Source organism: Enterococcus sp. DIV2371 (assembly GCF_050498525.1).
Lineage (GTDB): Bacteria > Bacillota > Bacilli > Lactobacillales > Enterococcaceae > Enterococcus_B > Enterococcus_B mangumiae.
Genome location: NZ_JBIPAJ010000001.1, coordinates 1,530,205 through 1,555,852, shown reverse-complemented (window position 1 = coordinate 1,555,852; position 25,648 = coordinate 1,530,205). Strand labels below are relative to the sequence as shown.

The 25,648-nt window shown below is 36.9% G+C and carries 25 protein-coding genes; 15 read left to right on the top strand and 10 right to left on the bottom strand.

All coding sequences use genetic code 11. The features are described from left to right. The first annotated feature begins 22 nt into the window (after positions 1-22). From IGL24_RS07255 to IGL24_RS07220, 8 genes are all read left to right on the top strand, one after another. The gene (locus tag IGL24_RS07255) at positions 23-2,269 is read left to right on the top strand and encodes an alpha-galactosidase (protein WP_207699547.1); all 2,247 of its coding nucleotides are present in this window, start codon (positions 23-25) and stop codon (positions 2,267-2,269) included. Further along, a complete protein-coding gene (locus tag IGL24_RS07250; RefSeq protein WP_347564922.1) occupies positions 2,266-4,314 on the top strand; it encodes a beta-galactosidase in 2,049 nt (682 codons plus the stop codon). The genes IGL24_RS07255 and IGL24_RS07250 overlap by 4 nt, the downstream gene beginning before the upstream one ends. An 83-nt stretch (positions 4,315-4,397) precedes the next feature. Next, entirely contained in the window at positions 4,398-4,685 is a 288-nt protein-coding gene (locus tag IGL24_RS07245; RefSeq protein WP_206854091.1) for an rRNA processing protein, read from the top strand. 160 nt (positions 4,686-4,845) lie between these two features. After that, complete coding sequence (locus tag IGL24_RS07240; protein ID WP_207115742.1) at positions 4,846-5,037, top strand: hypothetical protein; 192 nt, start codon at positions 4,846-4,848, stop codon at positions 5,035-5,037. 35 nt (positions 5,038-5,072) lie between these two features. Further along, positions 5,073-5,417, top strand: coding sequence for a hypothetical protein (locus IGL24_RS07235; RefSeq protein WP_206854088.1), 345 nt, complete (start codon positions 5,073-5,075; stop codon positions 5,415-5,417). A 71-nt stretch (positions 5,418-5,488) separates the two neighbouring features. Further along, positions 5,489-5,929 (top strand): hypothetical protein, encoded by a 441-nt coding sequence (locus IGL24_RS07230; protein ID WP_429968421.1) that lies wholly within the window; start codon positions 5,489-5,491, stop codon positions 5,927-5,929. 114 nt (positions 5,930-6,043) lie between these two features. Continuing rightward, positions 6,044-6,988, top strand: coding sequence for an L-lactate dehydrogenase (locus tag IGL24_RS07225; protein WP_206854082.1), 945 nt, complete (start codon positions 6,044-6,046; stop codon positions 6,986-6,988). Positions 6,989-7,103: 115 nt separating this feature from the next. Continuing rightward, positions 7,104-7,343, top strand: a complete 240-nt coding sequence (locus IGL24_RS07220; protein ID WP_206854078.1) for a hypothetical protein — start codon at positions 7,104-7,106, stop codon at positions 7,341-7,343. 47 nt (positions 7,344-7,390) lie between these two features. On the opposite strand, the gene IGL24_RS07215 is transcribed toward IGL24_RS07220, so the two are convergent. Further along, the gene (locus IGL24_RS07215) at positions 7,391-7,564 is read right to left on the bottom strand and encodes a hypothetical protein (protein WP_207700467.1); all 174 of its coding nucleotides are present in this window, start codon (positions 7,562-7,564) and stop codon (positions 7,391-7,393) included. A 688-nt stretch (positions 7,565-8,252) separates the two neighbouring features. Then, the gene (locus tag IGL24_RS07210) at positions 8,253-10,622 is read right to left on the bottom strand and encodes a cation-translocating P-type ATPase (protein WP_429968420.1); all 2,370 of its coding nucleotides are present in this window, start codon (positions 10,620-10,622) and stop codon (positions 8,253-8,255) included. A gap of 260 nt (positions 10,623-10,882) precedes the next feature. Between IGL24_RS07210 and IGL24_RS07205 the strand changes: the two genes are divergently transcribed. The 4 genes from IGL24_RS07205 to IGL24_RS07190 all read left to right on the top strand — a co-directional run bounded on the left by IGL24_RS07205 (position 10,883) and on the right by IGL24_RS07190 (position 14,384). After that, the gene (locus tag IGL24_RS07205; RefSeq protein WP_207700308.1) at positions 10,883-11,227 is read left to right on the top strand and encodes a GNAT family N-acetyltransferase; all 345 of its coding nucleotides are present in this window, start codon (positions 10,883-10,885) and stop codon (positions 11,225-11,227) included. A gap of 127 nt (positions 11,228-11,354) precedes the next feature. Next, the gene (locus tag IGL24_RS07200) at positions 11,355-12,650 is read left to right on the top strand and encodes an ISL3 family transposase (protein WP_207115953.1); all 1,296 of its coding nucleotides are present in this window, start codon (positions 11,355-11,357) and stop codon (positions 12,648-12,650) included. A 112-nt stretch (positions 12,651-12,762) separates the two neighbouring features. After that, a complete protein-coding gene (locus IGL24_RS07195; protein ID WP_429968419.1) occupies positions 12,763-12,897 on the top strand; it encodes a hypothetical protein in 135 nt (44 codons plus the stop codon). 170 nt (positions 12,898-13,067) lie between these two features. Beyond that, a complete protein-coding gene (locus tag IGL24_RS07190; RefSeq protein WP_207699991.1) occupies positions 13,068-14,384 on the top strand; it encodes an ISL3 family transposase in 1,317 nt (438 codons plus the stop codon). A gap of 77 nt (positions 14,385-14,461) precedes the next feature. On the opposite strand, the gene IGL24_RS07185 is transcribed toward IGL24_RS07190, so the two are convergent. Both IGL24_RS07185 and IGL24_RS07180 read right to left on the bottom strand, forming a co-directional pair. After that, positions 14,462-14,776, bottom strand: coding sequence for a hypothetical protein (locus IGL24_RS07185; RefSeq protein ID WP_207700293.1), 315 nt, complete (start codon positions 14,774-14,776; stop codon positions 14,462-14,464). Between the two features lie 70 nt (positions 14,777-14,846). Next, a complete protein-coding gene (locus IGL24_RS07180; protein WP_207700294.1) occupies positions 14,847-17,018 on the bottom strand; it encodes a type IA DNA topoisomerase in 2,172 nt (723 codons plus the stop codon). Positions 17,019-17,436: 418 nt separating this feature from the next. Here IGL24_RS07180 and IGL24_RS07175 point away from each other — a divergent pair, with 418 nt between their 5' ends. Then, positions 17,437-19,392, top strand: a complete 1,956-nt coding sequence (locus tag IGL24_RS07175) for an RNase A-like domain-containing protein (protein ID WP_207700433.1) — start codon at positions 17,437-17,439, stop codon at positions 19,390-19,392. A 183-nt stretch (positions 19,393-19,575) separates the two neighbouring features. Here the strand turns inward: IGL24_RS07175 and IGL24_RS07170 are convergent, their stop codons facing one another. Both IGL24_RS07170 and IGL24_RS07165 read right to left on the bottom strand, forming a co-directional pair. Next, complete coding sequence (locus IGL24_RS07170; protein ID WP_207700432.1) at positions 19,576-20,196, bottom strand: hypothetical protein; 621 nt, start codon at positions 20,194-20,196, stop codon at positions 19,576-19,578. Between the two features lie 88 nt (positions 20,197-20,284). After that, positions 20,285-20,899, bottom strand: a complete 615-nt coding sequence (locus IGL24_RS07165) for a hypothetical protein (RefSeq protein WP_207700431.1) — start codon at positions 20,897-20,899, stop codon at positions 20,285-20,287. Between the two features lie 961 nt (positions 20,900-21,860). Between IGL24_RS07165 and IGL24_RS07160 the strand changes: the two genes are divergently transcribed. Continuing rightward, a complete protein-coding gene (locus IGL24_RS07160; protein WP_429966306.1) occupies positions 21,861-22,478 on the top strand; it encodes a hypothetical protein in 618 nt (205 codons plus the stop codon). 17 nt (positions 22,479-22,495) lie between these two features. Then, positions 22,496-23,113, top strand: a complete 618-nt coding sequence (locus IGL24_RS07155) for a hypothetical protein (RefSeq protein WP_207700479.1) — start codon at positions 22,496-22,498, stop codon at positions 23,111-23,113. Positions 23,114-23,224: 111 nt separating this feature from the next. Here IGL24_RS07155 and IGL24_RS07150 read toward each other — a convergent pair whose 3' ends face one another. The 4 genes from IGL24_RS07150 to IGL24_RS07135 form a co-directional block, all read right to left on the bottom strand. Beyond that, the gene (locus tag IGL24_RS07150; protein WP_207700480.1) at positions 23,225-23,806 is read right to left on the bottom strand and encodes a hypothetical protein; all 582 of its coding nucleotides are present in this window, start codon (positions 23,804-23,806) and stop codon (positions 23,225-23,227) included. Positions 23,807-23,824: 18 nt separating this feature from the next. After that, the gene (locus IGL24_RS07145) at positions 23,825-24,379 is read right to left on the bottom strand and encodes a hypothetical protein (RefSeq protein ID WP_207700481.1); all 555 of its coding nucleotides are present in this window, start codon (positions 24,377-24,379) and stop codon (positions 23,825-23,827) included. A gap of 623 nt (positions 24,380-25,002) precedes the next feature. Continuing rightward, positions 25,003-25,269, bottom strand: coding sequence for a Txe/YoeB family addiction module toxin (locus tag IGL24_RS07140; protein WP_207699657.1), 267 nt, complete (start codon positions 25,267-25,269; stop codon positions 25,003-25,005). Beyond that, positions 25,269-25,532 (bottom strand): type II toxin-antitoxin system Phd/YefM family antitoxin, encoded by a 264-nt coding sequence (locus IGL24_RS07135; RefSeq protein WP_206857299.1) that lies wholly within the window; start codon positions 25,530-25,532, stop codon positions 25,269-25,271. The genes IGL24_RS07140 and IGL24_RS07135 overlap by 1 nt, the downstream gene beginning before the upstream one ends. Positions 25,533-25,648: the final 116 nt, after the last annotated feature.

Here is a 25,648-nt window from a genome sequence, read left to right as displayed (position 1 = left end):
TAAAGAAATGGTGATGCCTCACATGATTGAACAACTAAATGATCGCTTATTTCATATGAGCAATCCTCACACTAGCTTTATCCTCCATGTCATGCAAAATGGACAGATCGAGCAAATTTATTATGGAAAACCTTTACGCGGTTTAACTGACGAAGAGATCGACTATTTAGTCGCAGAACAGAATAAATCGGCTGGAACAGTTAAGTTTTTTGAAGATGATTCGAACTTTACCTTAACCGATCATCCACAAGCATACCCAGTGTATGGTACTTCTGATTTTAAAGAGGGGGCTATCGAACTTTCGAGTAATCAAGCGCCTTATTATACAGATTTTCGTTTTGTCGAAGCAACGACTAAAAAAGGAAAGGCAAGAAACCTAGATTGCCCAACAACTTATGGGGATAAGGAAGAATCGGAAACACTTTCTTTAAGATTAATAGATCAAGAACGTCAACTAGAGCTGATACTTCATTACACACTGTTTTGCGATTCTACTGCAATCGTTCAAAGTCAGACATTGACGAACCAATCTAAAACCGATTTGCAGATCCACCGCATGCTTTCAGGCGTGTTGAATCTTTCTACTAAAGCCTACGATTTCACCCATTTTTCAGGAGCATGGCTGAAAGAACGTCATGAAAAGAAGCGTCCGCTTGAGCAAGGGATCGTCTCAATCGGTTCACTAAAAGGAGCAAGTAGTCATCAGCACAATCCCTTTATCCGTTTAGATCATCAACAGTCAACGCTTGACCATGGCGAAGTTTACGGGTTGAATCTCGTTTATTCCGGAAATTTTATTGCTCAAGCAGAAGTGGATGAGTGGGATAAAACGAGAGTGATGATCGGCATCCATCCCTCACAATTCAGGTGGACTTTAGCTCCTGAAGATTCTTTTACAACACCCGAAGCGGTCTTGATGTATAGTGATGCGGGGACGAACGGTCTAGCGCAACACTTTACGCATTTTATCGAAAATCATCTGATCGATCGTAAATGGCGAGATACACCACGACCGATCGTATTCAATAACTGGGAAGCGACTTATTTTGATTTTACTGAAGAAAAACTTTTATCTCTTGCGACCATTGGTAAACATTTAGGGATGGAATGTTTTGTTTTAGACGATGGCTGGTTTGGTAAACGAAACAATGACCGTTCCTCTTTAGGTGACTGGACAGTTGATAAACAAAAATTTCCGACTGGACTTGCTTCCTTTGCAAATAAACTAAAGAATATGGGGCTTCAATTCGGTATGTGGTTTGAACCGGAAATGATATCTCCTGACAGCCAGCTGTTGAAACAACATCCTGATTGGGTAGTCAAACATCCCTATTCACGCATCTCAGTCGGACGTGGGCAATATGTCCTTGATTTTTCCAATCCGGACGTGGTTGCAGGCATCTATGAGCAAATGGCAGCCATTATTGAAGAAACGAATGTAACTTATATCAAATGGGATATGAATCGAAATATCACTGAAGCCTATTCTGCTTATTTAGAGAAACAAGCAAGCCAACAACAGGAGTTCTTCCACCGCTATGTCCAAGGGGTCTATGCGCTTTATGGCAAATTATTGACCGCTTATCCTGATCTTTTGATCGAAGGGTGTGCTGGTGGCGGCGGAAGATATGATTTAGGCATACTATTTTATAGTCCGCAAATCTGGCCTAGCGATAACAGTGACGGGGTGGAACGTTTAAGTATCCTGAGTGGAACGTTGGCAGGCTATCCGCTTTCCAGCTTTAGTAATCATGTTTCTGCTTCACCTAACCATCAAGTATTACGTGAGACTTCTTTAGCCTTCCGCCAAGATGTAGCGATGTTTGGGCCTCTAGGGTATGAATTAGACCTCTTGGCTTTGACAGACGAAGAGAAGCAACAGATCAGCGAGCGTATCGCTTTTTACAAAGCACATCGTCACTTGCTGACTCATGGAAAATTTGTTCAGATTTTGCCAAATCGTCCGTATGATAATGAAATTTGCTGGGGTGTTTTTAGTCATGATCGATCCGAGGCGATCATTGGGTTTTATCAAAAAATGGCACGAGCAAATCCAGCCGCAAAAGCTTATCTGCCTTTTCCAGATTATCTGAAAAAAGATCGTTATTATCAAATCAATGGACAAGAGACGGTCTGTGGCAATCTTTTGATGAATGTCGGCTTGAAAAAACCCCGTTTGTTCACAGGAGTCAATCATACGACTTACCAGCTTGCCGGGGATTGCCAATCATTCATTTATCATATCGTAGAAAGGAAGGATACGAAGTGAAGACGTATAACGATAATCGTTTGCTACATGGTGGCGATTATAATCCAGAACAATGGTTGGCTCATCCTGAAATATTAAAAAAAGACTTCGAGTTGATGGATAAAGCCCATGTCAACACAGTGACTGTCGGTATCTTTTCGTGGAGTACATTAGAACCGGAGGAAGGGGTTTATCACTTTGAGTGGCTAGATAAGGTATTTGAAGCGATGCACAAGCGAAATGGTCGCGTCATTTTAGCAACACCAAGTGGCGGAAGGCCCCAATGGTTGAGTGAAAAATATCCAGAAGTCAATCGGACCAACATTCTTGGACAAAAGCATCATCACGGCTTTCGACACAACCACTGCTACACGTCACCGATCTATCGGGAAAAGGTCCAACAAATCAACCGACAACTAGCCGAGCGCTATGGCAATCATCCGGCATTATTGATGTGGCATATCAGCAATGAATACTCTGGTGAGTGCTATTGTGACTTTTGCGCAGAGAAATGGCGTGACTGGGTCAAAGACAAATATCAGACACTAGACGCGGTGAATGACGCATGGTGGATGACATTTTGGAGTAATAGTTATTCCAGTTGGTCTCAAGTCGTTCCGCCTTCACCTCTAGGAGAGCATAAAGTACATGGCATGGACTTAGACTGGAAACGATTCGTGACGGATCAGACGATTGATTTTTTCCTCAATGAAATTGAACCGATCCGAGAAATCACTCCTAATCTTCCAGTTACGACTAATTTTATGGCAGAAGGACATGATCAACAGGACTTTATCCCACTTGAAGGACTGGATTATTCCCGCTTTGCAGAAGTCGTTGATATCGTTAGTTGGGATAGTTATCCTGACTGGCATAATCCGTATGAGCCCTTACACCTGACTGCGATGAAATCGGCTTACGTCCATGACCAATATCGTTCATTGAAAAAACAACCTTTTCTTGTCATGGAATCAACACCTAGTTACGTGAATTGGCACGCATACAACAAAGCAAAAAAACCAGGAATGCACATTTTGAGTGGGATGCAACAACTTGCACACGGTTCAGATAGTACACTCTATTTTCAATGGCGGCAATCACTCGGAAATTCCGAAAAATTCCATGGTGCAGTTGTAGGACATGATAATTCAGAGAAAAATCGAGTCTTCCAAGAAGTAGCTACCTATGGTAAACGATTAGACACGCTAGCTGCGATCAAAGGTACACCAAAAGAAGCCAAAGTAGCTATTTTATTTGACTGGGAAAGTAACTGGGCATTGAAACGTGGAGGCGGGTTTGGACGACCAACTCGTCGCTATATCCAAACGTTGCAAGAGCATTATCGATTCTTTTGGGAAAGAGATATTGCGGTAGATATCCTTACACCGAACCAAGACTTCTCTGATTATGCGTTAGTCATCGCGCCTATGCTCTATTTGATGCAAGAAGATACGATGAAGGACCTTTCGGAGTATGTGAAAAAGGGCGGTATCTTGATCGGTAGCTATTTTACCGGGATGGTCAACGAAAATGATCAGTTACATCTTGGCGAATGGCCACAAACGCTACAAACCATTTTCGGGTTGCTTCCACAAGAGCTTGAGACCCTTTATCCAGGGGAACACAATCAAATTCTTTACCAAGGGAAATCTTATCAAACTAAAGATTACTGCGGGATTGTCCAAGAAACGACAGGAAAAGTGATTGCTACGTACAGCCAAGATTTTTATGCCAACACACCTGCTTTAGTTGAAAATCGCCTAGGACAGGGAACAGCTTATTACTTGGCTGCTCGTACAGATCTTGATTTTTTAGAAGTGTTCTATCAGCCACTGATTGAACAATTAGCGTTGCAACAAGAAATCGTCAAAGACACACAGCCAAAAGTATCGATCCAATCTCGAACAGATGGGCAACACAACTATTACTTTCTCATGAATTTTTCTGAAGAGAGACAACAGCTTGAGTTGCTTCAACCGCTCTTGGACCTTGAAACCAATCAAACGCTTACTGGCTTACTCACATTTGCCCCTTATGAAGTAAAAATTTTAAAGAAAGAAAATTAATAACTTCAATCTCACCTTTATATTTTGACAGTTATTTTATTCTTGTTGTAGGATAGAGATAGAGCAACAAGGAGGACAAGCATATGACAAATTATGATGGAGAAAAAGAAAAACGATTAAGAGGGTCAATGGCGCCTAAAACGGACGATGAAGTCGCGTTAGCCGGGACTAACTCAGGAGAGACAACCGACAAAGAAGAGGCTTTAGCTGGAACTAACTCTGGCGAAGCAAAAGAAGTCGCAATGTCTGGTTCAAATGCAGTAGAAGAAGAACCTACACCTGAGAAACATCCCTTAAAAGAAGAAATCGAAGAAGTGGTGGAAGAAGCAAAAGAAAAATTTGATGCGTTTAAAGCCAAACATAAAGAATAATCAATCAAAAGAACTTACATCTATAAGAGCCTCACTGACGGCTTGTGGATGTAAGTTCTTTTACTTTTTTTCCAGTATCTGTCAAAAAAAGTTTTATCGAACCTATCCTTTCATTATAAACTATGATTGCGTATGTATTTTTTAAAGGAGGTGATAAGTAATGAACGGGCAACTAGATATCATTCAATTAGTTACGAAATATTTCGCCAAAAATTCTTCAATGATCATTGGTATTGCAAGTCTTGCCATCGTTTTAAGCGTTTTTATCTCAGTAAAAATGGTTGCACAACCAAAAGTAGGGAAACCATCAAAGCAAGCAATCGCTAAAGAGCGTTATAAAATTAGAAAATAGTCGCTAGATCTTAGAGGAGTAGGGGGAAAAAGAACATGGGGATGTTTTGGGTTTTACCTTTCATTGCACAACAGCAAGAAAACTTTCCATCAGCTAGTCAAGCAGGTAGGATTGCTGCCTTTCTGTTGTCGTTTATTATTGAGTTTGGCTTTTCTGGTTTTTTTACGATCTATTTACTTGTCGTGATCATTTGGCAATTATTTAAATTTATAAAAAGAGTGAGTCGGAAAGATCGCAGGCACTTCAAAAAAGAAGTCGCTGCTTCCTACAAAGCTCAAGAAGAAACAATTAGGATAAACATAGAAAAAGAAAAAGCACGAGCAAGTAGACAAAGAGACGTGTTTGAAACATGGGAACAAAATGAGGAGGACGATTATTGAAGGATTTTTTACTCTATCAGATACATAGATTTTTTAATACAAATACTTATCGAGAAAAGCTACTCGTTCGAATGAATAAAGCAATCGATGAGACTTATAACGCTACTAATTACCCGACCTATACTGGTCAAAATGAAATCGAGCGTTTAGCCGATAAACTACAGCGAAGTCAGAGAAGAAAAAATTGGTTGCCTAAAATCGGGGACCCACTATATAAGAAACCTTATTCAAAAATCTATCTTGAAGATTTGCAATTAAAAATTTCTGATAAACGATTAGATAGTGATGCTAACGACAGTCAATTCTCGCGACAGACCAGTACGAATTCACTTCCTAGCGAACAGCAGACAAGCGAAACATCGAAATCAGAACTTCGAACTTCAGAATCTAAAGTGATCGATCTCTCAGCGCATTTGGCAAATTTATCAAAGAAGAATGATCCATCGTTAAAAGGTTCACGCAAGGAGATACCTAGAGTAAGAAGGACGCAATCTGATTTTGGTCGCTACTGATTTTCTATAAAAAATTATTATAGTATGTATAATTTCTATATTATTGAAAAATGATAACAACCGATTTATAATTTTCATGAAAATAACAAAGAACGGATGAAAGGTGTGTTAGACATGAAAAAAACAAGTCGTAAAGTTGTTATCGTGGGTACAGGTTTTGTAGGTACAAGTATTGCTTATGCGATGATCAATCAAGGTGTTGCTAATGAACTTGTCTTGATCGATGTCAACCAAGAAAAAGCAGAAGGAGAAGCATTAGACTTACTAGATGGTATGGCATGGGGCGAAAAGAACGTTTCTGTGTGGTCTGGTGATTACAACGAATGTAAAGATGCTAACCTAGTGATCTTAACTGCTGGTGTCAACCAAAAACCTGGTCAAACACGCTTAGATCTAGTGAAAACAAATGCGATGATCACACGTCAAATCGTGAAAGAAGTAATGGATTCAGGATTTGATGGCATTTTCGTCGTAGCTTCAAATCCTGTTGATATCTTGACTTACTTAACATGGAAAGAATCTGGCTTACCAGCTTCTCGAGTGGTAGGAACTGGAACAACATTAGATACAACACGCTTCAGAAAAGAAATTGCATTGAAACTTGCAGTCGATCCACGTAGCGTTCATGGATATATCTTAGGCGAACATGGGGATTCAGAGGTTGCTGCTTGGTCACATACAACAGTTGGTGGCAAACCAATCATGGAATATGTTGAGAAAGACCATCGTTTAGAAGAAAATGATTTAACAGTGCTTGCTGATAAAGTAAAAAATGCAGCATATGAAATCATCGATCGTAAAAAAGCAACGTATTACGGTATCGGTATGAGTACTACTCGAATCGTCAAAGCAATCCTAAATAATGAACAAGCTGTCTTACCAGTTTCAGCTTACTTAAATGGCGAGTATGGGGAAGAAGATATCTTTACTGGTGTACCATCGATCGTAGACGAAAATGGGGTAAGAGAGATCATTGAATTATCGATCACTCCTCAAGAAAAAGCAATGTTCCATCAATCAGTTAGTGAATTAAAAGCAGTACTTGATACAGTACGCTAAAACAACAATCAAATAAACAAAAAGACGGGGAAATCGGAAAGTAGCAAACATCATTTCCGAGTATTCCCGTTTTTTTGTTAATATAGAAGAAATATGCGAATAGAAAGGAGAGTCTATGGGGATAGCCATTATCAATGAAAAAATTATGCCATTGGTTGGCATTGCATTACTATTATGGGTCGTGATTCTCAGTTTATTACTTATATCTTTACTATGGAAAAACAAAAAGACGAAATACAGCTGGGATAAAAAAGGAGCACGTGTGGTTCCAATTATTATCGCTATTGTCGTACATATTATATTTGGGATATTTATTGGAGTCATATTTTATCATACTTCTGTCATTCGTTTTTAAATGTGTAGATAGAGAAGAGGGCACTAAAAAAAGAGCCTGTCAGACTCTTAGAACTTGTTGAACTTGTCAACAAGTTTTTGTTTTTCTGTAGCAATTTTCTCTAAGTCTAAAATCGCTTTCTTTGCACGCATCAGTTCGATCAATTCAATCATGTCTTGTTCAGTTGCTTCATTCAATATGTAGTGTTTGATTTTTTCTTTGTCCAGTTTAACAATTTTCATTTTTTCACCTCAAATTTATTCTAAACATAACATATCACATGAAATAAAGTTCAAGAGAACAAAAAAAGCGATTTTAGGCAAAAACAGGTACTTATGTAGATATGTTATGTGTAGCGATAATTACTGAAAAATGTTAGTGACAGATTGGATGAAACGATCAGCAAGACTTAAATACAGATAAACCATAAATGATCTATAAGTAACGACAGATCAAACAATATAAATCTAACACTAGCAGATTGATTGAACTAACATTTGTTGAAAAAATTATTTCTTACGGGAATGTCGATAGTAAAAAAATTAATCAGTTAAATATGTAATTATGTGCATGAAAAAAGTAAACAAATCGGTGCAAAATAATTTTAAAATATTGCAGAACAGAAAAAAACGGTTTTTGAGGTCAAAATCGAAGGATTTAGGTTGGAACATAGGTTTAGTTCTTTTTAAATCTACTTTGTATAATATATATTATGTAAACTAGAATAAATAAAAATTGATTAATTGCATAATTCCTCGTTCTAACCCCTCTTATCAATCGTAAATCACCATAATTCTCTTGTTTTTTTAGTTGTCTGCATTTATTTTTGTCATTCGCGCTTTTTTTGGTCATTTTAAGAAAAGTTCGTCTGCAGCATTGAGAAAAAAATCTACAGACGAACATAATCAGACTTAACTAAGAGAAAAATCTTCAGTTACTCATTAAAACAGATGTGTCCATTTTTTTTATTTCGATATAGATGACTGGAATTAGAGATAAACCAAGGACCCATAACCAGTTCGTGAGACCAATCGTAACAAACCCAAAGGTATGCTGTGTAACAGGGATTGTTACTAACAAAACGATGATCAATGCGCCAATCATTGTTGTTAAGACAAGCAATGGATTACCTAGAAATTTTAAGCGTAAAATCGATTGTTCACTGCGACAGTTATACATATGGATGATCGTTGATAAACCTAATACTATAAATGTCATGGTTTCAGCAATAGCAACTGATTGTGTGCGTCCAATAACTATAGCCAATAAAGTTACGATCGTAAACACAACAGAGATTTCAAGAATCTTAACTGCCAATCCTTGAGAAAAAATACTCTCGTTTTTATGGATCGGTTGTTTTTCCATATTTTTTTCTTCTGAAGGTTCTACACTTAAACTAAAACCAGGAATTCCGTCTGCGACTACTTTGATGATCAATAATTGAATGGCGGTGACTGGCGCTCCCCAACCGAAAAGCAAAGAAAGCAATACGACCGTCAGAGCCGAAATATTACAACCTAACATGGCATAAAGTGATTTTCGGATATTTTGATACACTCTCCGACCCTCTTCTACTGCTTGGATGATCGTGGCAAAATGATCGTCTACTAAGATCATATCAGATGCTTCTTTTGCCACTTCAGTGCCGCTTCCCATAGCAATGCCGACGTCTGCTGCTTTCAGCGCTGGGGCATCGTTCACTCCGTCCCCGGTCATTGCAACGATTTCGTCATTTTCTTGAAAGGCTTTAACGATTTTGATTCCAGCTTGTTTAGCTACTTCCACTGCTTTTGCCACTTCTTTTTTCGCCGGATCTATAATACCGACAAAACCAGAAAAAGTTAGCCCCTCTTCTAAATCTTCCTCGGATATGTCTTCAATCGGTTGTTGAAAAACTTTGTACGCTACTCCCAAGACACGATACGCTTGGTTAGCAAGTTGATCATGTATCGTTAAATAATGTTCATTGGGATTTGCCAATTGTAATCGGTCAAATGCCCCTTTTGTTACCGAAACATATTCTTTACCAATTTGATAGACGACCGTCATACGTTTTCTTTTTGAATCAAACGGCAATTCTTTGATTTTTTTCAAGTGAGAAAGATGTTCCTGTAATTCCTTCTCTGAAAACCGAGTATCTATTGCCTTTTTTATGGCTGATTCAGTTGGATTGCTGCCTCCTTCATTCTCAGAAAAACTACTGGCAAGATAAAACAGGAAAAGGAGATTTTTTTCTTGATCTTCTGTGAAAGATAGCAGAGCAGGCATTTCTGCTAGAGGAGCAATTTTTTTCACTGTCATTTTATTTTCAGTGATCGTCCCCGTTTTATCTGAGCAAATCACTGACACGCCCCCCACTGTCTCAACAGTCGATGGTGTTCGCACGATCGTTTTCTTAACTGCCATGTTTCCCATACCTACAGCTAGAGAAATGGTTACAACAACAGGTAACACTTCTGGTATTGCCGCAACTGCCATTGAGATAGCCGTCATAATACTAGTTTCTACGCTCAATCCTTTCGTAATTCCTATGCCAATTGCAAGGAAACCGGCAATGATCGCCACGATTCCCAGTATTTTCCCAAGTTTTTGCATTTTGATTTGCAGAGGTGCGACATTGGTGATTTCATTCGTGATCAAGTGAGAGATTTTTCCGATTTCCGTCTCATTTCCAGTTTTTTCTACTAAGATCGTCGCTTTACCTGTTACGACTAATGCACCAGAAAAGACTAAATCTTTACGATCGCTCAATCCGTCAGTCTCACTGGCTTGATAAGAAGCATCCTTTTCGTTTGGCTCGCTTTCTCCCGTCAAGAATGATTCGTCAACAAAGAAATTAACACACGAGATTACTTTCGCGTCAGCAGGTACACGATCACCTAATGTTAGTTGAACGATATCGCCAGGTACGATCTCCGAGCTATTGATTTCTTTGACGACACCTTCTCTTAAAACACTACTAGTTGGAGTACTCATTTTTTTTAATTGTTCCATCGATTTTTCTGCACTTTTTTGTTGCCGTATCGACAAATAAAGATTTAATAAAACGATTGAAAAGATAACGACCGGTTCTGTAAAGTCATCTGGATGTGTTTGATACGCAATATACGTGGACAGTCCAGTAGCAACTAATAAGATCAAAATCGTGATATCTTTCATTGCTTCTTTCACACAGGTAAAAATACTTTTATTTGCTTGAGTATCAATCGAATTTAATCCATAGTATCGTAATCGCTCTTGCGCTTCTTGCTGTATTAATCCTTTTTGTACATCTGTCTGTAAGTTTTCGATTTTTTTCATTCTGCCTAATACCTCCCAAAACAAAAAGGAGCCAGGCAAACGAACCATTAAAGCCTACGGTTCGTTTGTCTGTCTCCTGCAAGATCGTTCCGGCGAACGCTCTTAAGTCATAATTTTTTATGAGGTTATTATTTCACAGTTCAAGCATGGGGTCAAGAAAGAAGTTGATTGAACATTCAATACTTCTACAAAAAGCAAATTGACGTTGACACTTAAATCGATTACGATAAATAAACACTAAAGAAAAGGAGCCACGTTCTATGCGAATAAGAGAAATCACCCCTCAAGATGACTTAGCAATAAAAGAAATCATTCAAAATTCCCTCGAATCACTCGGTTTAGCAATTGAAGGCACGGCGTATTTCGATCCTCAATTAAGTCATTTATCAGACTATTACCAATCGTTACCTCATGCAGCTTATTGGGTCGTTCAAATCGATGATCAAGTGGTTGGCGGAGTTGGAATTGCGCCCTTCGACGAGCAAAAGCAGATATGCGAATTACAAAAATTATACTTAGCACCAGAAGCTGTTGGTTTAGGGATTGCGAATCAAATGATGGAAAAAGCATTATCTTATGCAAAGCAAAATTATCGGGCTCTATAATAAAGTGGACTGATGAATCAATTCTGATTCGTCAGTCCACTTTTTCTTTTTGGGTATTAAAAAACATATCGTTCTCTAGTATGATTAAATCACCACAAAATAAACAACTGAGAGGACGATATGCTCTATGGAAAATTCTATCAAAAAAATGCTCCGATTAACAGATAAATATTTAACCATCCAAGATGTTTCTTACGAAACGTTCCATCAAACCAATACTTTAGTTATTGACGCAGTGTTAGCTCCTCCTACTTCTGCTTGTTTGACTTGTGGCTCTGCCGTGAGAGATTCGAAGGGGAAAACGGTCATTGTCAAAAATGGCAAGAAAATGACCTGCATTCGTTTCGATCAATTCAACCATTTACCGCTAATCATGCGGCTGAAGAAACAACGTTATCACTGTAGAAACTGCCATACCCATTGGACAGCCCAAAGCTATTTTGTTCGGCCAAATCATTCGATTGCCGAGCATGTAAAAATGAAAATCATTGCTTTACTCACCGAAAAGGTCTCCTTATCTTTTATCGCAAAGCATTGCCAGGTGTCTATTCCAACGGTGACGCGTATTTTGAAGTCGTTAAAAACCTATTTACCAAAACAAGCCAAGCGCCACCTGCCCAAAGTATTGATGGTCGATGAATTTCGTTCCCATGTATCCTCAGAAGATAAGATGAGTTTTATTTGTGCCGATGGGGAAACCGGGCAATTAGTTGATATCTTACCCACTCGAAAATTGTCTCGGTTGACCACTTATTTCCAGACATGTGTGAATCCATCTGACGTCGACTATTTAGTTACTGATATGAATGCGGCGTATTTTCAACTAACAAAAAAAGTATTTCCTCATGCCAAACTGGTCATTGATCGTTTTCATGTGGTCAAACACATGAATCAAGCGTTCCAAGATTTTCGTGTCCGTGAAATGAAACGCCTGATTGCTTCGGGCAATCGGACAATGCCAAGGAAATTAAAAAGCCATTGGCGCTTACTCACCAAAAATCGGAAGAATATCAACCACACAGAATATAAAACTTGGCGTAGCTTTCGTGCCCCAAAGTATCCTTACCTGACAGAAGCCATGGTGCTTGACCGTTTATTAAGTGCTTCAACTGCCTTGAAAGTCGCCTATCAAGCGTTCCATGAACTAGCGGATGCCTTTCGTGACAAAGACCACGAGTCATTTTTCACTCTCTTGCATCAGTTACCAGAAACATTAGATAAAGAATTTCGGCTAAAACTACAAAATCTTCTGAGCTATGAAGAAGGGATTCGTCATTCTTTGATTTATCCTTACTCTAATGGGAAAATTGAAGCAAAAAACACCCACATCAAAACACTCAAACGAGTGTCTTATGGCTTTAAATCATTTGAGAACATGCGCATCCGAATCTTTTTGACGAATCAAGTCATTCACGTCAAATAACGAAGAAAATCCGGAGAAGAAGTGTTCACTTCTTCTTCCGGATTTCACTTGATTGCACTCATCAGTCCTTATTGACAAAGAGCCAAATTATCGCGAGTGCTATTTGGAAACGATGCACGCCTTAACACCCGCTTGCAAGCTATATGAGAAATTTGGTTTTCACTTGATGTCTGCCCCACTACCTGGCTCTGACCATTCAACAATGGATGCCTGGTACATCAAAAACTTGAAAAAAGACAGTGAATAAGATGTTTTCTCTTACCACTGTCTTTTTTTGGTTCTATAATATCTAGTGTTGGTGGAAAACAATTTTGTTTTCTGCTAACACTATTTTTTGTAAAAAAAGATAGAAAAAGAGATATCCAAATTGATAGAATTAAGTCGACCAAAACCAACTCATCAAGAAAGGATATCTCCATGGACTATCATACTAAAAAATTACTCGGTTTAACAGATGAAAATATCATTTTCCCTACAGATTGGCTTTCTGAAAAGAAAGAAGGAGGGATTACCTCCCATGTGATTCATGGTCGCTTAGATTACACTCCCTCTTGTTGTACAAGATGTGGGATTAAAAATGAAGGACAAGTAATTAAGTATGGTACTCACCAAACCACGATTCATTTACTGCCGATTCGTTCAAACAAAACTGTCTTAAGTCTTAAAAAAACTCGCTTTCTATGTAAAGAGTGTGGCGCAACTTTCTCCGCTGAAACTTCTTTAGTCGATCGAAATTGTTCGATTTCTGTCGACTTGAAACGAAAAATCATGGCAGAATTAGCGATCAACTCCAGTAGAAAAGACATTGCCATCCGGTACTTCGTATCGGATGTAACGATTTTACGAATCATGAAAGGAGCCGTGAAGAACGTGAAAGTCCGCTTTGACTATTTGCCTTCTGTTCTTTGCTTTGATGAATTTAAAGCGATGAAATCTTGCGTTGGGAAAATGAGCTTTATCTTCATGGATGGTCAAACCAATCAGATTCTAGGTCTTCTTGAAAGTCGTAAACTTGCTTATTTACGTACCTATTTCTCTCGCTACACCCGTCAAGCAAGAGAAAACGTCCAATATATCGTCATGGATATGAACGCTCCTTATTTTGAATTAGCGAAAAGTATTTTTCCCCATGCACAAATTGTCACGGATCGGTTTCATATTATCCAACATATCCACCGGTCATTGAACCATTTACGGATACAAATCATGAACACTTCTCGCAAAAACGATCGCCTGAAGTACAAACGATTCAAACGTTTCTGGAAGTTGCTTCTAAAGGATTCTTATCTATTAAATAGTTCTCATTACCGTTATGATTATTCCTTTAAGCGACCAATGACTGAAAAAGCAATTGTTGATGAACTACTAAGCTATGATTCCACCTTGAAGCTGGCTTATGACACCTGCCAACTCCTTCTTTATCATTATAAACAAAAGGATACGAACTACTTTTTCGAAGTAGTGAACACCTTAGATACACAACTTCCTGAGTGGTTTCGTAAGAAGCTCACTTTCTTCAATAAATATAGAACAGGCATCGAGAATGCCTTTCAAACACCCTATAGTAACGGGGCGTTAGAAGGGACAAACAATAAAATCAAGGTAATCAAACGCGTTGCGTATGGTTACCGTAACTTTCTCCATTTTCGTGACCGAATTTATTTGATTCAAGGATTAGTTTTTCAAGACCAATCCAATACAAAAAAGAATCAATCTAAGCTTCTTTCTGCTTAGATTGATTCACGATGAAATTCTTTCAATTTGAATTCACCAACACTACTTGTCGAAGAGCCCTTTTTTTCTAAATCTATTTATATAAACTTTTGAACAAATTGAGTGATCAACGGTAAGAAATAAACAACTCCCGCCGCTACTAAGACGAAAAACAACTGTTTCCGTTGTTTCTTTCTTTTCAGTAAGTTGCTAGTCGTATGCAACAAATAAGTACCACTCTTAGCTGCTGCTGTCACCGTGGTTAAGATCACAGTCGGTGAATAGCCAGTAGGATGTTTCGTAATAGCTAACAACTTCGTGCCATATTCCGGATAGGCGATCACCACTTGATATAAAGCAACCAACGTCAATAACCCCATTGCATAATTCAAAAGTGAATTGATTTTTTTCACGTATAAGTACTCCTCTTCATAACTTAGGTATTTATAATTAAAGTATATTGACTTTTCGGAATATATATCATTATTCTTGTTTCTCCATCCAAGGGAATGAAAAACCGATCGTTAAATCCTCTTTCAATACTAGAACAGCGTCAAATTTCCCTTTTTTACCAGTGAAGCCTTTGACCACTTTACTAGTCTTCCCTTTTGATAGTAGCTCTCTAAGATTCGTTTTGGTCAATTTTTTCTTGGCAATCGTAGGCCATAATTTAAAATCGCATTCCTTATTCGTACATGTCGCAATCTTTGGATATAACATCACGATCCCTTTTTTACATTTCGGACAGCGCCCTATTTGATCATTCTTCTTTTCCATCGCTTCGATTTGCATCAAGCCACTTTGTTCTTCCGATAAATCGACTTTTTTCACTTGTTCTGGTACGACTTCTAATAAATGGAGTATAAACTTTTTGATATTTTCTAAAAAGACTTCTGGCGTCCCCTGACGTTCACCGATCTTCTTCAAATAGCTTTCCCAACGTGCAGTCATTTCAGCACTTGTCAATAAGGACTCCCCTGCGACAGCTTTACACAAAGTAATTCCTTTAGCAGTCACTTGGATATCGTTTTTATTGACTTCTATATAGTGTCGTTGCTTCAAGTTTTCAATAATACTTGCTCGGGTAGCTTCTGTTCCGATTCCTTCGACTTCTTTTAAGATCTCTTGCGCTTCTTCATCGTCTAAGGTCTTCCCTGCTGTTTTCATCGCAGTGATCAACGTTCCTTCATTGTATGGCTTAGGCGGCTGAGTTTCTTTCTCAAGACTCCTTAGATCAACCGTAACCACTTCTTGTTCACTGACTTTAGGCAAAAGTTGACCATCTGATTTTTTCTTGCTTTTGACAGACAAGATTTGTTGCCACCCTTCTGCAATCGGACGTTTCCCGACACTCTTCAAACGTAATCGTTGCACCCCTGTAAGTATCACCGTTTCTTCGTAGCGATAGTTTTCAGCAAACATTGCTAAAGTCGTACGCATCACTTGTAAATAGATTGCTTGCTCCAGCCGAGAAAGCTTCGCAAAACGTTCCTTCGTCGGTAGCGTTTTCGTTGGAATGATCGCATGATGCTCTTGGACTTTTTTGGCATCGACATATCTTTTTTTAGGAAATGTTTCTGGCGTTGCTACCTCTTGGATTCCTAGAAACGCTTTATACCGATCAAGATTTTGAACAAGATACTGGTGTTCACTTTCTGTAATATAAAAAGAATCTGTCCGAGGATAACTCAAAAACTTACTTTCATACAACCCTTGGACGGCATCAAGCGTGGCTTTCGCACTGACTTTCATCACCTGGTTCATTTTCGATTGTAAACTAGATAAAGAAAACAACCTTGGACTACTCTGTTGCTTTTCTTTTTTCGTTACTTGTAAGATCGTTCCTTGCTGGGTACCTAAATGAGCGCCTTTATCTTCAATCGCAGCAACTAATTCGTTCGCAGTCTTAAAAGTTTGTTTCGGCTCGATTTTACCGACAAACTGCCCATGTTGACTTTTGATCTGTGCTTCCCCTTCGAAATAAGGCTCTTTTTTGAACTTCCTGATTTCTTCTTGTAACTGATAGATCATATAAAGCGTTGGCGTTTGGACACGACCTAATGAAAAACTGCCAGAGATCCCCTTTTGTTGCAAAAGTAAACTATATAGCGGACTGCCATTCATCCCGATCAGCCAATCCGCATGTTGACGCGCTTGCGCTTCTTTATATTTTGGATAAAACTGCTCCGCCGGTTTTAGTTGCTTGAACCCTTGATAAATAGCTTCTTTTTCCAATGAATTGATCCATAAACGTAAGTACTGCTTTTGCTTTGTAAATGCGTTGGCTTGCTGGATGATCGACCAAGCAATCGCTTCACCTTCACGGTCACTATCCGTTGCGATAACAATCGTATCCGCCGCTTGTAATTGCCGTTTAACGATCGCAAATTGCGTCCGTTTCTCTGGAGGGACCGTGTATTTGAACTGGTCTGGAAATATCGGTAAGTTAGGCAGTGACCACTTAGCCCAACGTTCTTCATACTCTCCAGGAGGAACCATTTCAACTAAATGACCAAATCCATACGTAATCGTTACTTCCCCTGAAAATAATGGATCACTGATTTCAAAATAGCCCTCATGCTTTTTCCTTTTTTTGAATGTTTCCGCATATGCTTTTGCTTGAGAAGGCTTTTCAGCGAGTATCACTGTTTTCATGTTATCCATCCTCCTCTTGATAAAATAAGAATTCTTTAACAGTTTACCAAATGGTTTTCAAAAAGAATAGCGAAAAAATTGAAGATGTTTTTGCTAAATGAAAAAAAGCGTAACAAAAAAATAACTATAATCACCCAAAGAAGAACATCCATCTTTTTATTATTATTATCACGTTATTTTTATATAAGAATAAAAACACTGATAAAAGAACAGCATAACTTAACATATAATTAGTGTTTTAAAAGAAAATAACTATATAAAAAAATGAGTTTTTTTATAATTAATATTTTAAATAAACTTGCAGTTTTTTGTTATATTTTGGAAAATATAATTAAGTAATCTACGACACAAATAAGGAGGTTTTTAGCAATTGAACTGTTGGTAGTCACTCAAGCCATTTGATAAAAAGGAGAAAAAAATGAAAAAATTTTATCACCTATTACTTGTTGGCCTGTTGCTTGCACCTTTTGCCACTTTACCACTTGATGTCCACGCCCAAGAATCAATCGCTAGCGAAATCACCCAACCTGACGAAACCGTCGTTCCGATCGATACCACCTCACCGATTCCTTCGTCCGCAGAACCACAAAATGCAGCAGTCGCCTTAAATGTCTTTAATGGCATGAGCATGTCTGCTTTTGCTTCTGGTTTATCAGGCAGTACACTTAGCGCCGGTTTACTCTCGACCACAGCCGCTGCTGTCCTTGCTCCTGCATTACTAGGCATTGGCCTAGGTGTCGGGTTTTATCAGCTCGGTGCCTCTTTAGGAGTTGCAACAGCTGATTTAGCGAAAACAAACAGCGGCTTATTTGAATCGATCGGTAGCAGTGCCGCCACTCAAAATGAACTGAACGCTTTTGCAATGTCTGGAATCGATTCTACAACAAATACCTACAATTTCTCCGCAGCCTTACAAAGCCGCTACGCACAAGATGTAACAAGCAATGCGTTGATGCGTGAGTACTTGACTGGCGAGAGCGACCACGGAATCTTTTCTTTCAATGTTAGTGACCGTGTCGAACTTCATCGTCGCTATATCAATTACACCATTCCGTGGGCTTTACGAGAGCAAGCAGCAGTAGTCGGACGCAACACGTCACTAGCCGATTCTTTCTCCAAGAATGAGTTCTTTGTTTTAGAAAGCATCCAGTATGGGGAATCCGTTCGAGGAGCAGATGATGCCATCTTGAACATCACCGGTTCTTCATACTACGGCTATGATTTCCCAGAACCTTTTAACTATCAAGTCAAGCTTGATACGAGCATTTCTACACTCTTGACGGAAATCACAACAAAAGAACAATTGCTCGACTATGTTCAAGCAACCACTCCATTTGAATTTGGGGTCGTCAATGAACCTTCTAAAGCCTTAGCCATCGAGACCGCCAAAGAAATGGCTGTCGCGTACTATGAACGAACGAGCCAAATCAGCCAAAGCTTAAGCGAAGCCCTCGCTCCAAACAACAACGGATTAGACTTTGATCCATCAGGAATGATCGCTACATTATACGGTGCGGCTGTCGTATTGAATCACGCCGGAAACTTTATCTATGCTCAAACGCAGCAAGCTGTTCCAGCGCATTTAGTTGGTGCAATTGAGTTTTCTTATAGTGAAGGGGCAATACCTTATGATGATTCGATCACTATTGATGGGAAACGTGGTGTGTTGGATGAAGAGACTGGAAATATTATAGATGACAAGACAAAAGAAATTTTAGTACTAGGTGCAATGGGAGCTAGTTGGCTCTCAGAAAGTTTAGAGAAAATTTATACAAAGATTAAAGAATTAGTAGATGTCGATGTTGAAGAAATTGAGTGGTACACTCCTATTGACTTATATTATGATGAACATTTTGCAGACGGAGGGAAAGGGCATACGATTGCTAAGCATATAGGGAAAAATAATGGAGAATTAAAAAATCGTTTAGATCTATCGCCCAAATTAAATTATACATCGACTTTTAATGATCCCATTCAAGCGTTGGTATATATTAACATCGCTATTTTTACTGCGAATCAAAATTACTTAGACGGAAAAATCAGGCTTCCTTTAGGAGAATGTCATTTACAAACATCAAATGATCGTGTCATTTATCAGTCTCATGCCTATATTTCTGGAATAGTTCCCAATGGCTGGGGGCTTTGGAGAATAGTAGAAGGAAAAAATGAATATTTACCTGTAAGTAATATTACCTACTCTCGCGTAATAATCCAACGTACCCGTAATGTGATACGAAAAAAAAGAAAGTATTATATTCTCACTGCCTATCCAGATCTAAAAAGAATGATAGAAATGAACCCGCTAATAGCGGGTTCTATTTATAAAAAACTAATCTACATAGTCATTTTTTGTAGATTAACGCCAATTATTTAAAATTTTTAATTCAATAATCTGTAAATATGAACCTATATTATCTTATGGTACCTTATATTACGCCGGTTCTGCTAAATAAATTTCGATGATCGTAAAGATTTGGATTCTAGGATCATAAACACTCCAAAGATAGGCGCCCCAGCCCACACGCGCATAATTGAAATAATTTTTAAGTTCTAAAATTTATTCATATCCTAAATAAATATCAATGACTGTAAATCTCTTTGTATTCGTATCGTAAATACTCCATAAATAGGCACCGATGCATGCTCTAGGATAGTTGAAGTAATTTGTAAACTCTGAATTCCATGAATAGATGATTAATTTGTCTTTTAAAGGAAAGAAACGTTCATTTACCAGATTAAAGTCTGTCTTAGATAACTTTGTACCATGAAATTCATCAAAAAAAGCTTCCTCATATACCCCGCCATCCATAAAAAATTCCTCCGCAGTTAGTTCAATGCCTTCCATCATCTCTTCATTGACTTCAATGGGGTAGCCATCTAAGTTTAGCGTAGTAGGATCAATTGCTGTGTATATAATTGAATCAGAATTTAGTTCACGAAATTTCGCTACATACATTTCACGGGTAATAGATTTTCCAGCTTCTTTGCGTTTTTTTGATGACCAAAGATTTGTTCTTATTAAGCGACTTGTATAATTTAAGTAAGCCAAAATTGCCTCTTTATGGGTGACCTTCCCTTGGTAATCGCTTTCCTTAAAGAACGTATAACCAACGTAATGCGGAAAAAGTATATCCCATTTTTCCCCTAATGCTAATGTTTCTTTTACCAATAATTCCATGTCTTTTCCTCCTCTAAAAATAGTGTATGTACTTAATAGCTATTTTTCACATGCTTAAACAATAGATGTAACCAAAAATTATCCTTCCCTAACCCTGAATTACCAGAGCTATACTTATCACTGTAAATTTATTTCTTTCGCTATCATAGATGCTCCACAAATATGCACCATGTCCTTCACGCGCAAAATTATAGTAGTTGGTAAAATCTGTATTCCACGAATAGATGATCAACTTATCTTTCATCGGAAAGAACAATTGATTTAGTGCTTCAAAGTCAAGTTTTGATAATTCTGTTTCTTGAGAATTATCAAAAAAAGCCTGTTCGTAAACTCCTCCGTCCATAAAGAATTGTTTTGGACTTATTTCAATTGATTCCATCACTTTTTTATTCACAAGCGTTGGATATCCATTATTTATAAGTGAACTTTGATCTGAATAAATGATTGTCTCATCTACGCTAGAAAAGAATTGCTGTTCCAACATGTTAACAGTGATAACTTCATGTCTATTATTATGATGTTTTAATGCCCAAATATCGCACTTCCAAATGCGATTGGTAAAATTTAAAAACTCTAGAACCGCCTCCTGATGGCTTTTTTTCCCTTTGTAAGTTTTCTCTTCAATAAATGCATAATCTACATAATAAGGGACGATAACCTCCCTCCATTGTAGTTGCAAGCTTTCTTTCTCCAATAATTTCATTCTCTTACCTCCCAGTCATAGTTACCCATAAGTAATATATTCTATAAATAAAACAATCATTTATATATCACTTATTATTTTTTCAATTGTCTACTCTAAAAAAATCAGTAAATACCGCTATCTCTATATTTCTCATCTCTGCTTTTTATATGAAATTGATTCTATTTCTTGATTTAAATATTATTATGTATTGAAACACTTTGTCCTATTATCATCGTTTTCTATGTGTTAATAATATTAACTATACCTGTTCCCAAGCTATTCAAGATTTCACTACATCAGTTAAATTTGCTATTACTTTGTATTATTGCTTCTTTAGTGAAAATAATTACCAAGGAGTCTATAGTTGCTAGCAAGACGTAAATAAAAAAATATATCACTTCTTTTCTTAATGCTAACATCTCTTTTGCCCATAACTCCATGGATTACATCTTTAGAGTTTTACTATTGCCATTTTCTTAGTATTATAATCGCATATTTATTATCGTACGTCTCAGAATATTCTTCTGTTTTCACGATTGATTCGAAACTCAAATAGAGATTTTTCTAAACCTCTCAAATGTCTTATATAAATTAAAATGTTGCATAATTTGTAATTACTCTTAATAATTGCTATTCAAAATGTAAAACTAAAAATTATTTTTCTAATGTAGCCAAAAATTTTCTCTCTGAGGTAGTTTCATTCTCATTCCCCGAACCTCTTCTAAAATTAAGCAGTAATTATAAATCAGCAATTGTAAATTGTTATTTAAAATATATCATAATACAAAAAATTCAATTATAAGTTTATATTATTAAATGTTAAATTAAACAATAAGATTTTTCAATTTGTTATGATCATTCGAACAATACAAATATTTATTTTTTAAGAAATAAATGTAAAAAAATAAGCTCATAAAAAATGTATAATTGTTAATAAATTCAATCTGAATAATAAGTGGATTTTTGTGAGGAGGACAAAATGGAACTATTGGAAAAGGAAACACTAGCTTGTTGGAAAATTGATAAAAAAAGTATTCCAAATCACATTAATTATTGTTTTTTTTATGAAAAAAATTACCAAGGAATCCGCAGTCACCAACAAGCCGTATTAGGATATCTAGAATTTCTAAATCGAATCGTACAATGTAACCGCTGGGCATCAGTCCTCAGAGGAAAAACTGGGAACCCTGCAAGTATAGAACAATTCAACGAGTATTTCTGTTCAATTAAAGCTGACCCACTTATCTATATCAAACGAGATCCCGACTACTTAAGTTGGGAAACATACCCAATTTATGTCAATAAAAAAATGATGAAGGCCGAAGAAGTCACTCCTGATAATCTATTTAAAAATAGAGGAATCTATGAAAAAGCCTTTTTCCATGAAACTCAAACAATCAGAGTGACTAAAGAACAATTTTTAGCTCTCAATCAACGATTCTTTCCTGAAAGAACCCAACTAAAAGTTTACGAGTGGAATACATCCTTCTCCAATTATTATAATCGTGCACGTGATTGTTTCGGTGCCTATCTATGGAGTATTTATGATGAAAAAAGGCACCGTTTTACAGTTATCAGTATACTTTTGGAACCTTAGTAAAAGGAGGTAAATAGATGGAACTATTAGAAAAAGAAACACTAGCATGCCGGGATAGGAATGGAGAAAATATACCAAATTATGTTAATTATAGCTTCTTTAATGAACCTTATTATCAAGGAATTCACAGTCACCAGCAAGCTATATTAGGATATCTAGAGTTTTTACATCGAATCGCACAATGTAACCACTGGGCATCAGACCTCAATGTAAAAACTGGGAACCCTGTAAGTATAGAACAATTCAACGAGTATTTCTGTTCAATAAAAGCTAATCCGCTCATCTATATCAAAAGAGACCCTGATTACTTAGGTTGGAAAACAAACCCGATTTATGTCAATAAAGAAATGATGAAAGCAGAAAAAATCAATCCTGAAATCTTATTTAAAAATAGAGGAATCTATGAAAAAGCCTTTTTCCATGAAACTCAAACAACTACAGTGAGTAAAGAACAATTTTTAGTGCTTAATCAACGATTCTTTCCTGAAAGAGAGCATTTAAAAATCTACGCGTGGGATACATCCTTTTCTAATCGCTTTAGTCGTGCGCGTGATTGTTACGGTGCATATTTATGGAGTATTTACGATGAAAAAAGAAAACGATTTACAGTAATCAGTGTATTTTTGAATCCTTAGTGATGAACCCGAATTTGAAAAAATGCTTTTTCTTCACTTATTTACATATGCAACTGAGAGTCATCACATGACTTTCAGTTGCATATTATTATACTTGATCAATTGTGTCATTCAATCAGCTATTGAAATTCCGATCACTGTAAATTTATGTTGCGCTTTGTCATAAATCGTCCATAAAAATCCATCATATAATTCTCTTCCAAAAGAAAAGTAATTTGACCATTCGCTATTCCATGCATACACCGTTAGCGTTTTTTTGTTAGGAAACAACCAATCATTAAGTTGTATAAAGTGGTTTTTTTTACCACCATAACTGTACGGAGGATGAAGAAAAAGAAAGGTATACATAGATTGATAACCACCTGCACTTTTGTTGTCTATTGATATTAAGTCCTCGATCGTTGAGAGTTTTCCATACATTAAGGCTGGATTCACTGCATATCTATACTGGAGTTGATTGCCATATCTAGGTAAACAATCAAAATAAAGTAATTCAGTATAGTAAATTCCCGGAACATTCCTTTTTTCATTCATCACTTTAATAAACTCAAGTGCTACTTTTCGATGACTAGAGCGCCCTTTATACTCGGTCTCCTCAAAAAAAACATAATCTATCAAAAGACCCTGCACTGGAATGTTTCTCTTGTGGGCATTTTGTTTAAACTCGAATGTTTCTTTTCTCAATAATCTCATGATTGACCTCCTTCTTTCTCAAGTTCCTAAAACTGTGAACTTCTTACTTTCTTCATCGTAAACTGTCCATAAGTAAGCAGCTCCGCTCATCTTCTTTATGTAAGAAAAATAATCTGACCAAGTATTGTTCCATTGATAAATAATCAGTTTGGCTCTATTCTCAAAGATACGATTGTTCAATTGAATAAAATCTTTCTTTTCTCCTTTATAAGACGAAGATAATTTAAAGAAAGCAGTGGCATAATCGGAAGTATATTTCTTATCCGAATCATAGGCTGTGGAAAAGAAAACATTCTCTTCTACTAAAAACCCTTGCATCAGTGTGTGATTGATGGAATAAGTTTTCCTCAGATTGACAGGGAAATGTACTCTATCCGTATACTCAATTTTCGTATGTCCTCTCTTTTGATTGATTGCTGTCACAAAGGCAAGTCCTGCTTCTTTGTGACTTTCTTCCCCTTTGTAATTTTCTTCATGGAAGAAGCCGTAAGTAAGTACGAGCTCTTTCATCCAGATATTTTTTTCAACCATAGTCAGAACAAATCGATCTGTTTCCTTTTCTAAAAATTTCATCTTTACCTCCTCTAGAAATGTTGTATGTACTTAACTATTATTCATATACTTTTTAAAAAGATTCATATTATCCCTAAATTACCAGACTTATACTTAAAATTCATATTGATCTTTCGAACCTCAAAAAAATCAACCCGACAATCTGAAAAATAATTCAAGGTCGTTATTTTATATAAATCAAAATAGTGGAAATATCATTGTAAATTTATATTATAGCATGATAAATAAATCGACAAGTTCTTTCGTTTAAACCATGTTGTTTTTTTATTACCTCATACCTATGAAACAAACATTTATTTTTTAAGAAATAAAGGTAAAAATAAGCGCATAAAAAAAGCGTTAAATAATTGATGAAATCATTGTGAATGATAAGTTGATTTTGTTAGGGGACAAGACGGAACTGTTGAAATCGGCATCGATCTATGAAGTATGTATAATAAAAAAAGCACCGATTGACAGTAATCAGTGTACTTTTGGAACCTTAGGGATAAGTACGTTTTTAAGGAAATAAGCATGCGTTTGAAACTAGTAAAAAGGAAACACAAAAAGACTCTTCTAGAAGTAAATACTTCTAGAAAAGCCATAAAAAAATATTTGATGACATGCTATCACTTTGTGACCGATTATTCATAGTGAGTCCATGCAGAGTAAATCTCAACAATTTTTTCTTTATCATTTATTTTATACACCACTCGATGTTGGCGATTCAATCTTCTTGAATACCTTACTTCATTAGTTGGCTTTAGCTTTTCAAATGCTTGTTTAGGGCAATAAGGATCAGTTTTTAATGTTTCGATAATAGCAAGAAATTGATTTTTTAAATTAGAGCACTTTAGCTTTTTTAAATCTGCTTTAGCTGAGTTTTTAACTACTACCTTATAACTTCCCATCAAAGGTCATCCCAATCAATCTCATCTACATTTGTAAATCCCGTATCGTCTTGTTCTCTTTTCTTTACGATATCAAGTGTACCCGTTTGTTCTAAAAGTAGCGTTTCTTTGATTGCTCGCCAATCTTCTAAACCAATCAAGACCGCGTTATTCTCACTACGCTCACTAATAATCTCGATTTCTGTATGATTTTCATTCACTTCTTTTAACAATTGATAAAATTTCTTACGGGCAGCACTCGGATTTAAAGTAGTATTAGACATTTTAATCCTCCTTTTTTGCATTTATCACCTACATTTTAACGTACTCAATTAAGTACGTCAATTATAAACCTATTCTTATAGCAAGCAAAATAAATTTACACCACAAAAAAGACTCT

Coding starts and splice junctions, on each gene's coding strand:
- IGL24_RS07255 (WP_207699547.1), top strand. CDS start 23: ATGATTGAACAACTAAATGATCGCTTATTTCATATGAGCAATCCTCAC.
- IGL24_RS07245 (WP_206854091.1), top strand. CDS start 4,398: ATGACAAATTATGATGGAGAAAAAGAAAAACGATTAAGAGGGTCAATG.
- IGL24_RS07240 (WP_207115742.1), top strand. CDS start 4,846: ATGAACGGGCAACTAGATATCATTCAATTAGTTACGAAATATTTCGCC.
- IGL24_RS07235 (WP_206854088.1), top strand. CDS start 5,073: ATGGGGATGTTTTGGGTTTTACCTTTCATTGCACAACAGCAAGAAAAC.
- IGL24_RS07230 (WP_429968421.1), top strand. CDS start 5,489: ATGAATAAAGCAATCGATGAGACTTATAACGCTACTAATTACCCGACC.
- IGL24_RS07225 (WP_206854082.1), top strand. CDS start 6,044: ATGAAAAAAACAAGTCGTAAAGTTGTTATCGTGGGTACAGGTTTTGTA.
- IGL24_RS07220 (WP_206854078.1), top strand. CDS start 7,104: ATGGGGATAGCCATTATCAATGAAAAAATTATGCCATTGGTTGGCATT.
- IGL24_RS07215 (WP_207700467.1), bottom strand. CDS start 7,564: ATGAAAATTGTTAAACTGGACAAAGAAAAAATCAAACACTACATATTG.
- IGL24_RS07210 (WP_429968420.1), bottom strand. CDS start 10,622: ATGAAAAAAATCGAAAACTTACAGACAGATGTACAAAAAGGATTAATA.
- IGL24_RS07205 (WP_207700308.1), top strand. CDS start 10,883: ATGCGAATAAGAGAAATCACCCCTCAAGATGACTTAGCAATAAAAGAA.
- IGL24_RS07200 (WP_207115953.1), top strand. CDS start 11,355: ATGGAAAATTCTATCAAAAAAATGCTCCGATTAACAGATAAATATTTA.
- IGL24_RS07195 (WP_429968419.1), top strand. CDS start 12,763: ATGCACGCCTTAACACCCGCTTGCAAGCTATATGAGAAATTTGGTTTT.
- IGL24_RS07190 (WP_207699991.1), top strand. CDS start 13,068: ATGGACTATCATACTAAAAAATTACTCGGTTTAACAGATGAAAATATC.
- IGL24_RS07180 (WP_207700294.1), bottom strand. CDS start 17,018: ATGAAAACAGTGATACTCGCTGAAAAGCCTTCTCAAGCAAAAGCATAT.
- IGL24_RS07175 (WP_207700433.1), top strand. CDS start 17,437: ATGAAAAAATTTTATCACCTATTACTTGTTGGCCTGTTGCTTGCACCT.
- IGL24_RS07170 (WP_207700432.1), bottom strand. CDS start 20,196: ATGGAATTATTGGTAAAAGAAACATTAGCATTAGGGGAAAAATGGGAT.
- IGL24_RS07165 (WP_207700431.1), bottom strand. CDS start 20,899: ATGAAATTATTGGAGAAAGAAAGCTTGCAACTACAATGGAGGGAGGTT.
- IGL24_RS07160 (WP_429966306.1), top strand. CDS start 21,861: ATGGAACTATTGGAAAAGGAAACACTAGCTTGTTGGAAAATTGATAAA.
- IGL24_RS07155 (WP_207700479.1), top strand. CDS start 22,496: ATGGAACTATTAGAAAAAGAAACACTAGCATGCCGGGATAGGAATGGA.
- IGL24_RS07150 (WP_207700480.1), bottom strand. CDS start 23,806: ATGAGATTATTGAGAAAAGAAACATTCGAGTTTAAACAAAATGCCCAC.
- IGL24_RS07145 (WP_207700481.1), bottom strand. CDS start 24,379: ATGAAATTTTTAGAAAAGGAAACAGATCGATTTGTTCTGACTATGGTT.
- IGL24_RS07140 (WP_207699657.1), bottom strand. CDS start 25,269: ATGGGAAGTTATAAGGTAGTAGTTAAAAACTCAGCTAAAGCAGATTTA.
- IGL24_RS07135 (WP_206857299.1), bottom strand. CDS start 25,532: ATGTCTAATACTACTTTAAATCCGAGTGCTGCCCGTAAGAAATTTTAT.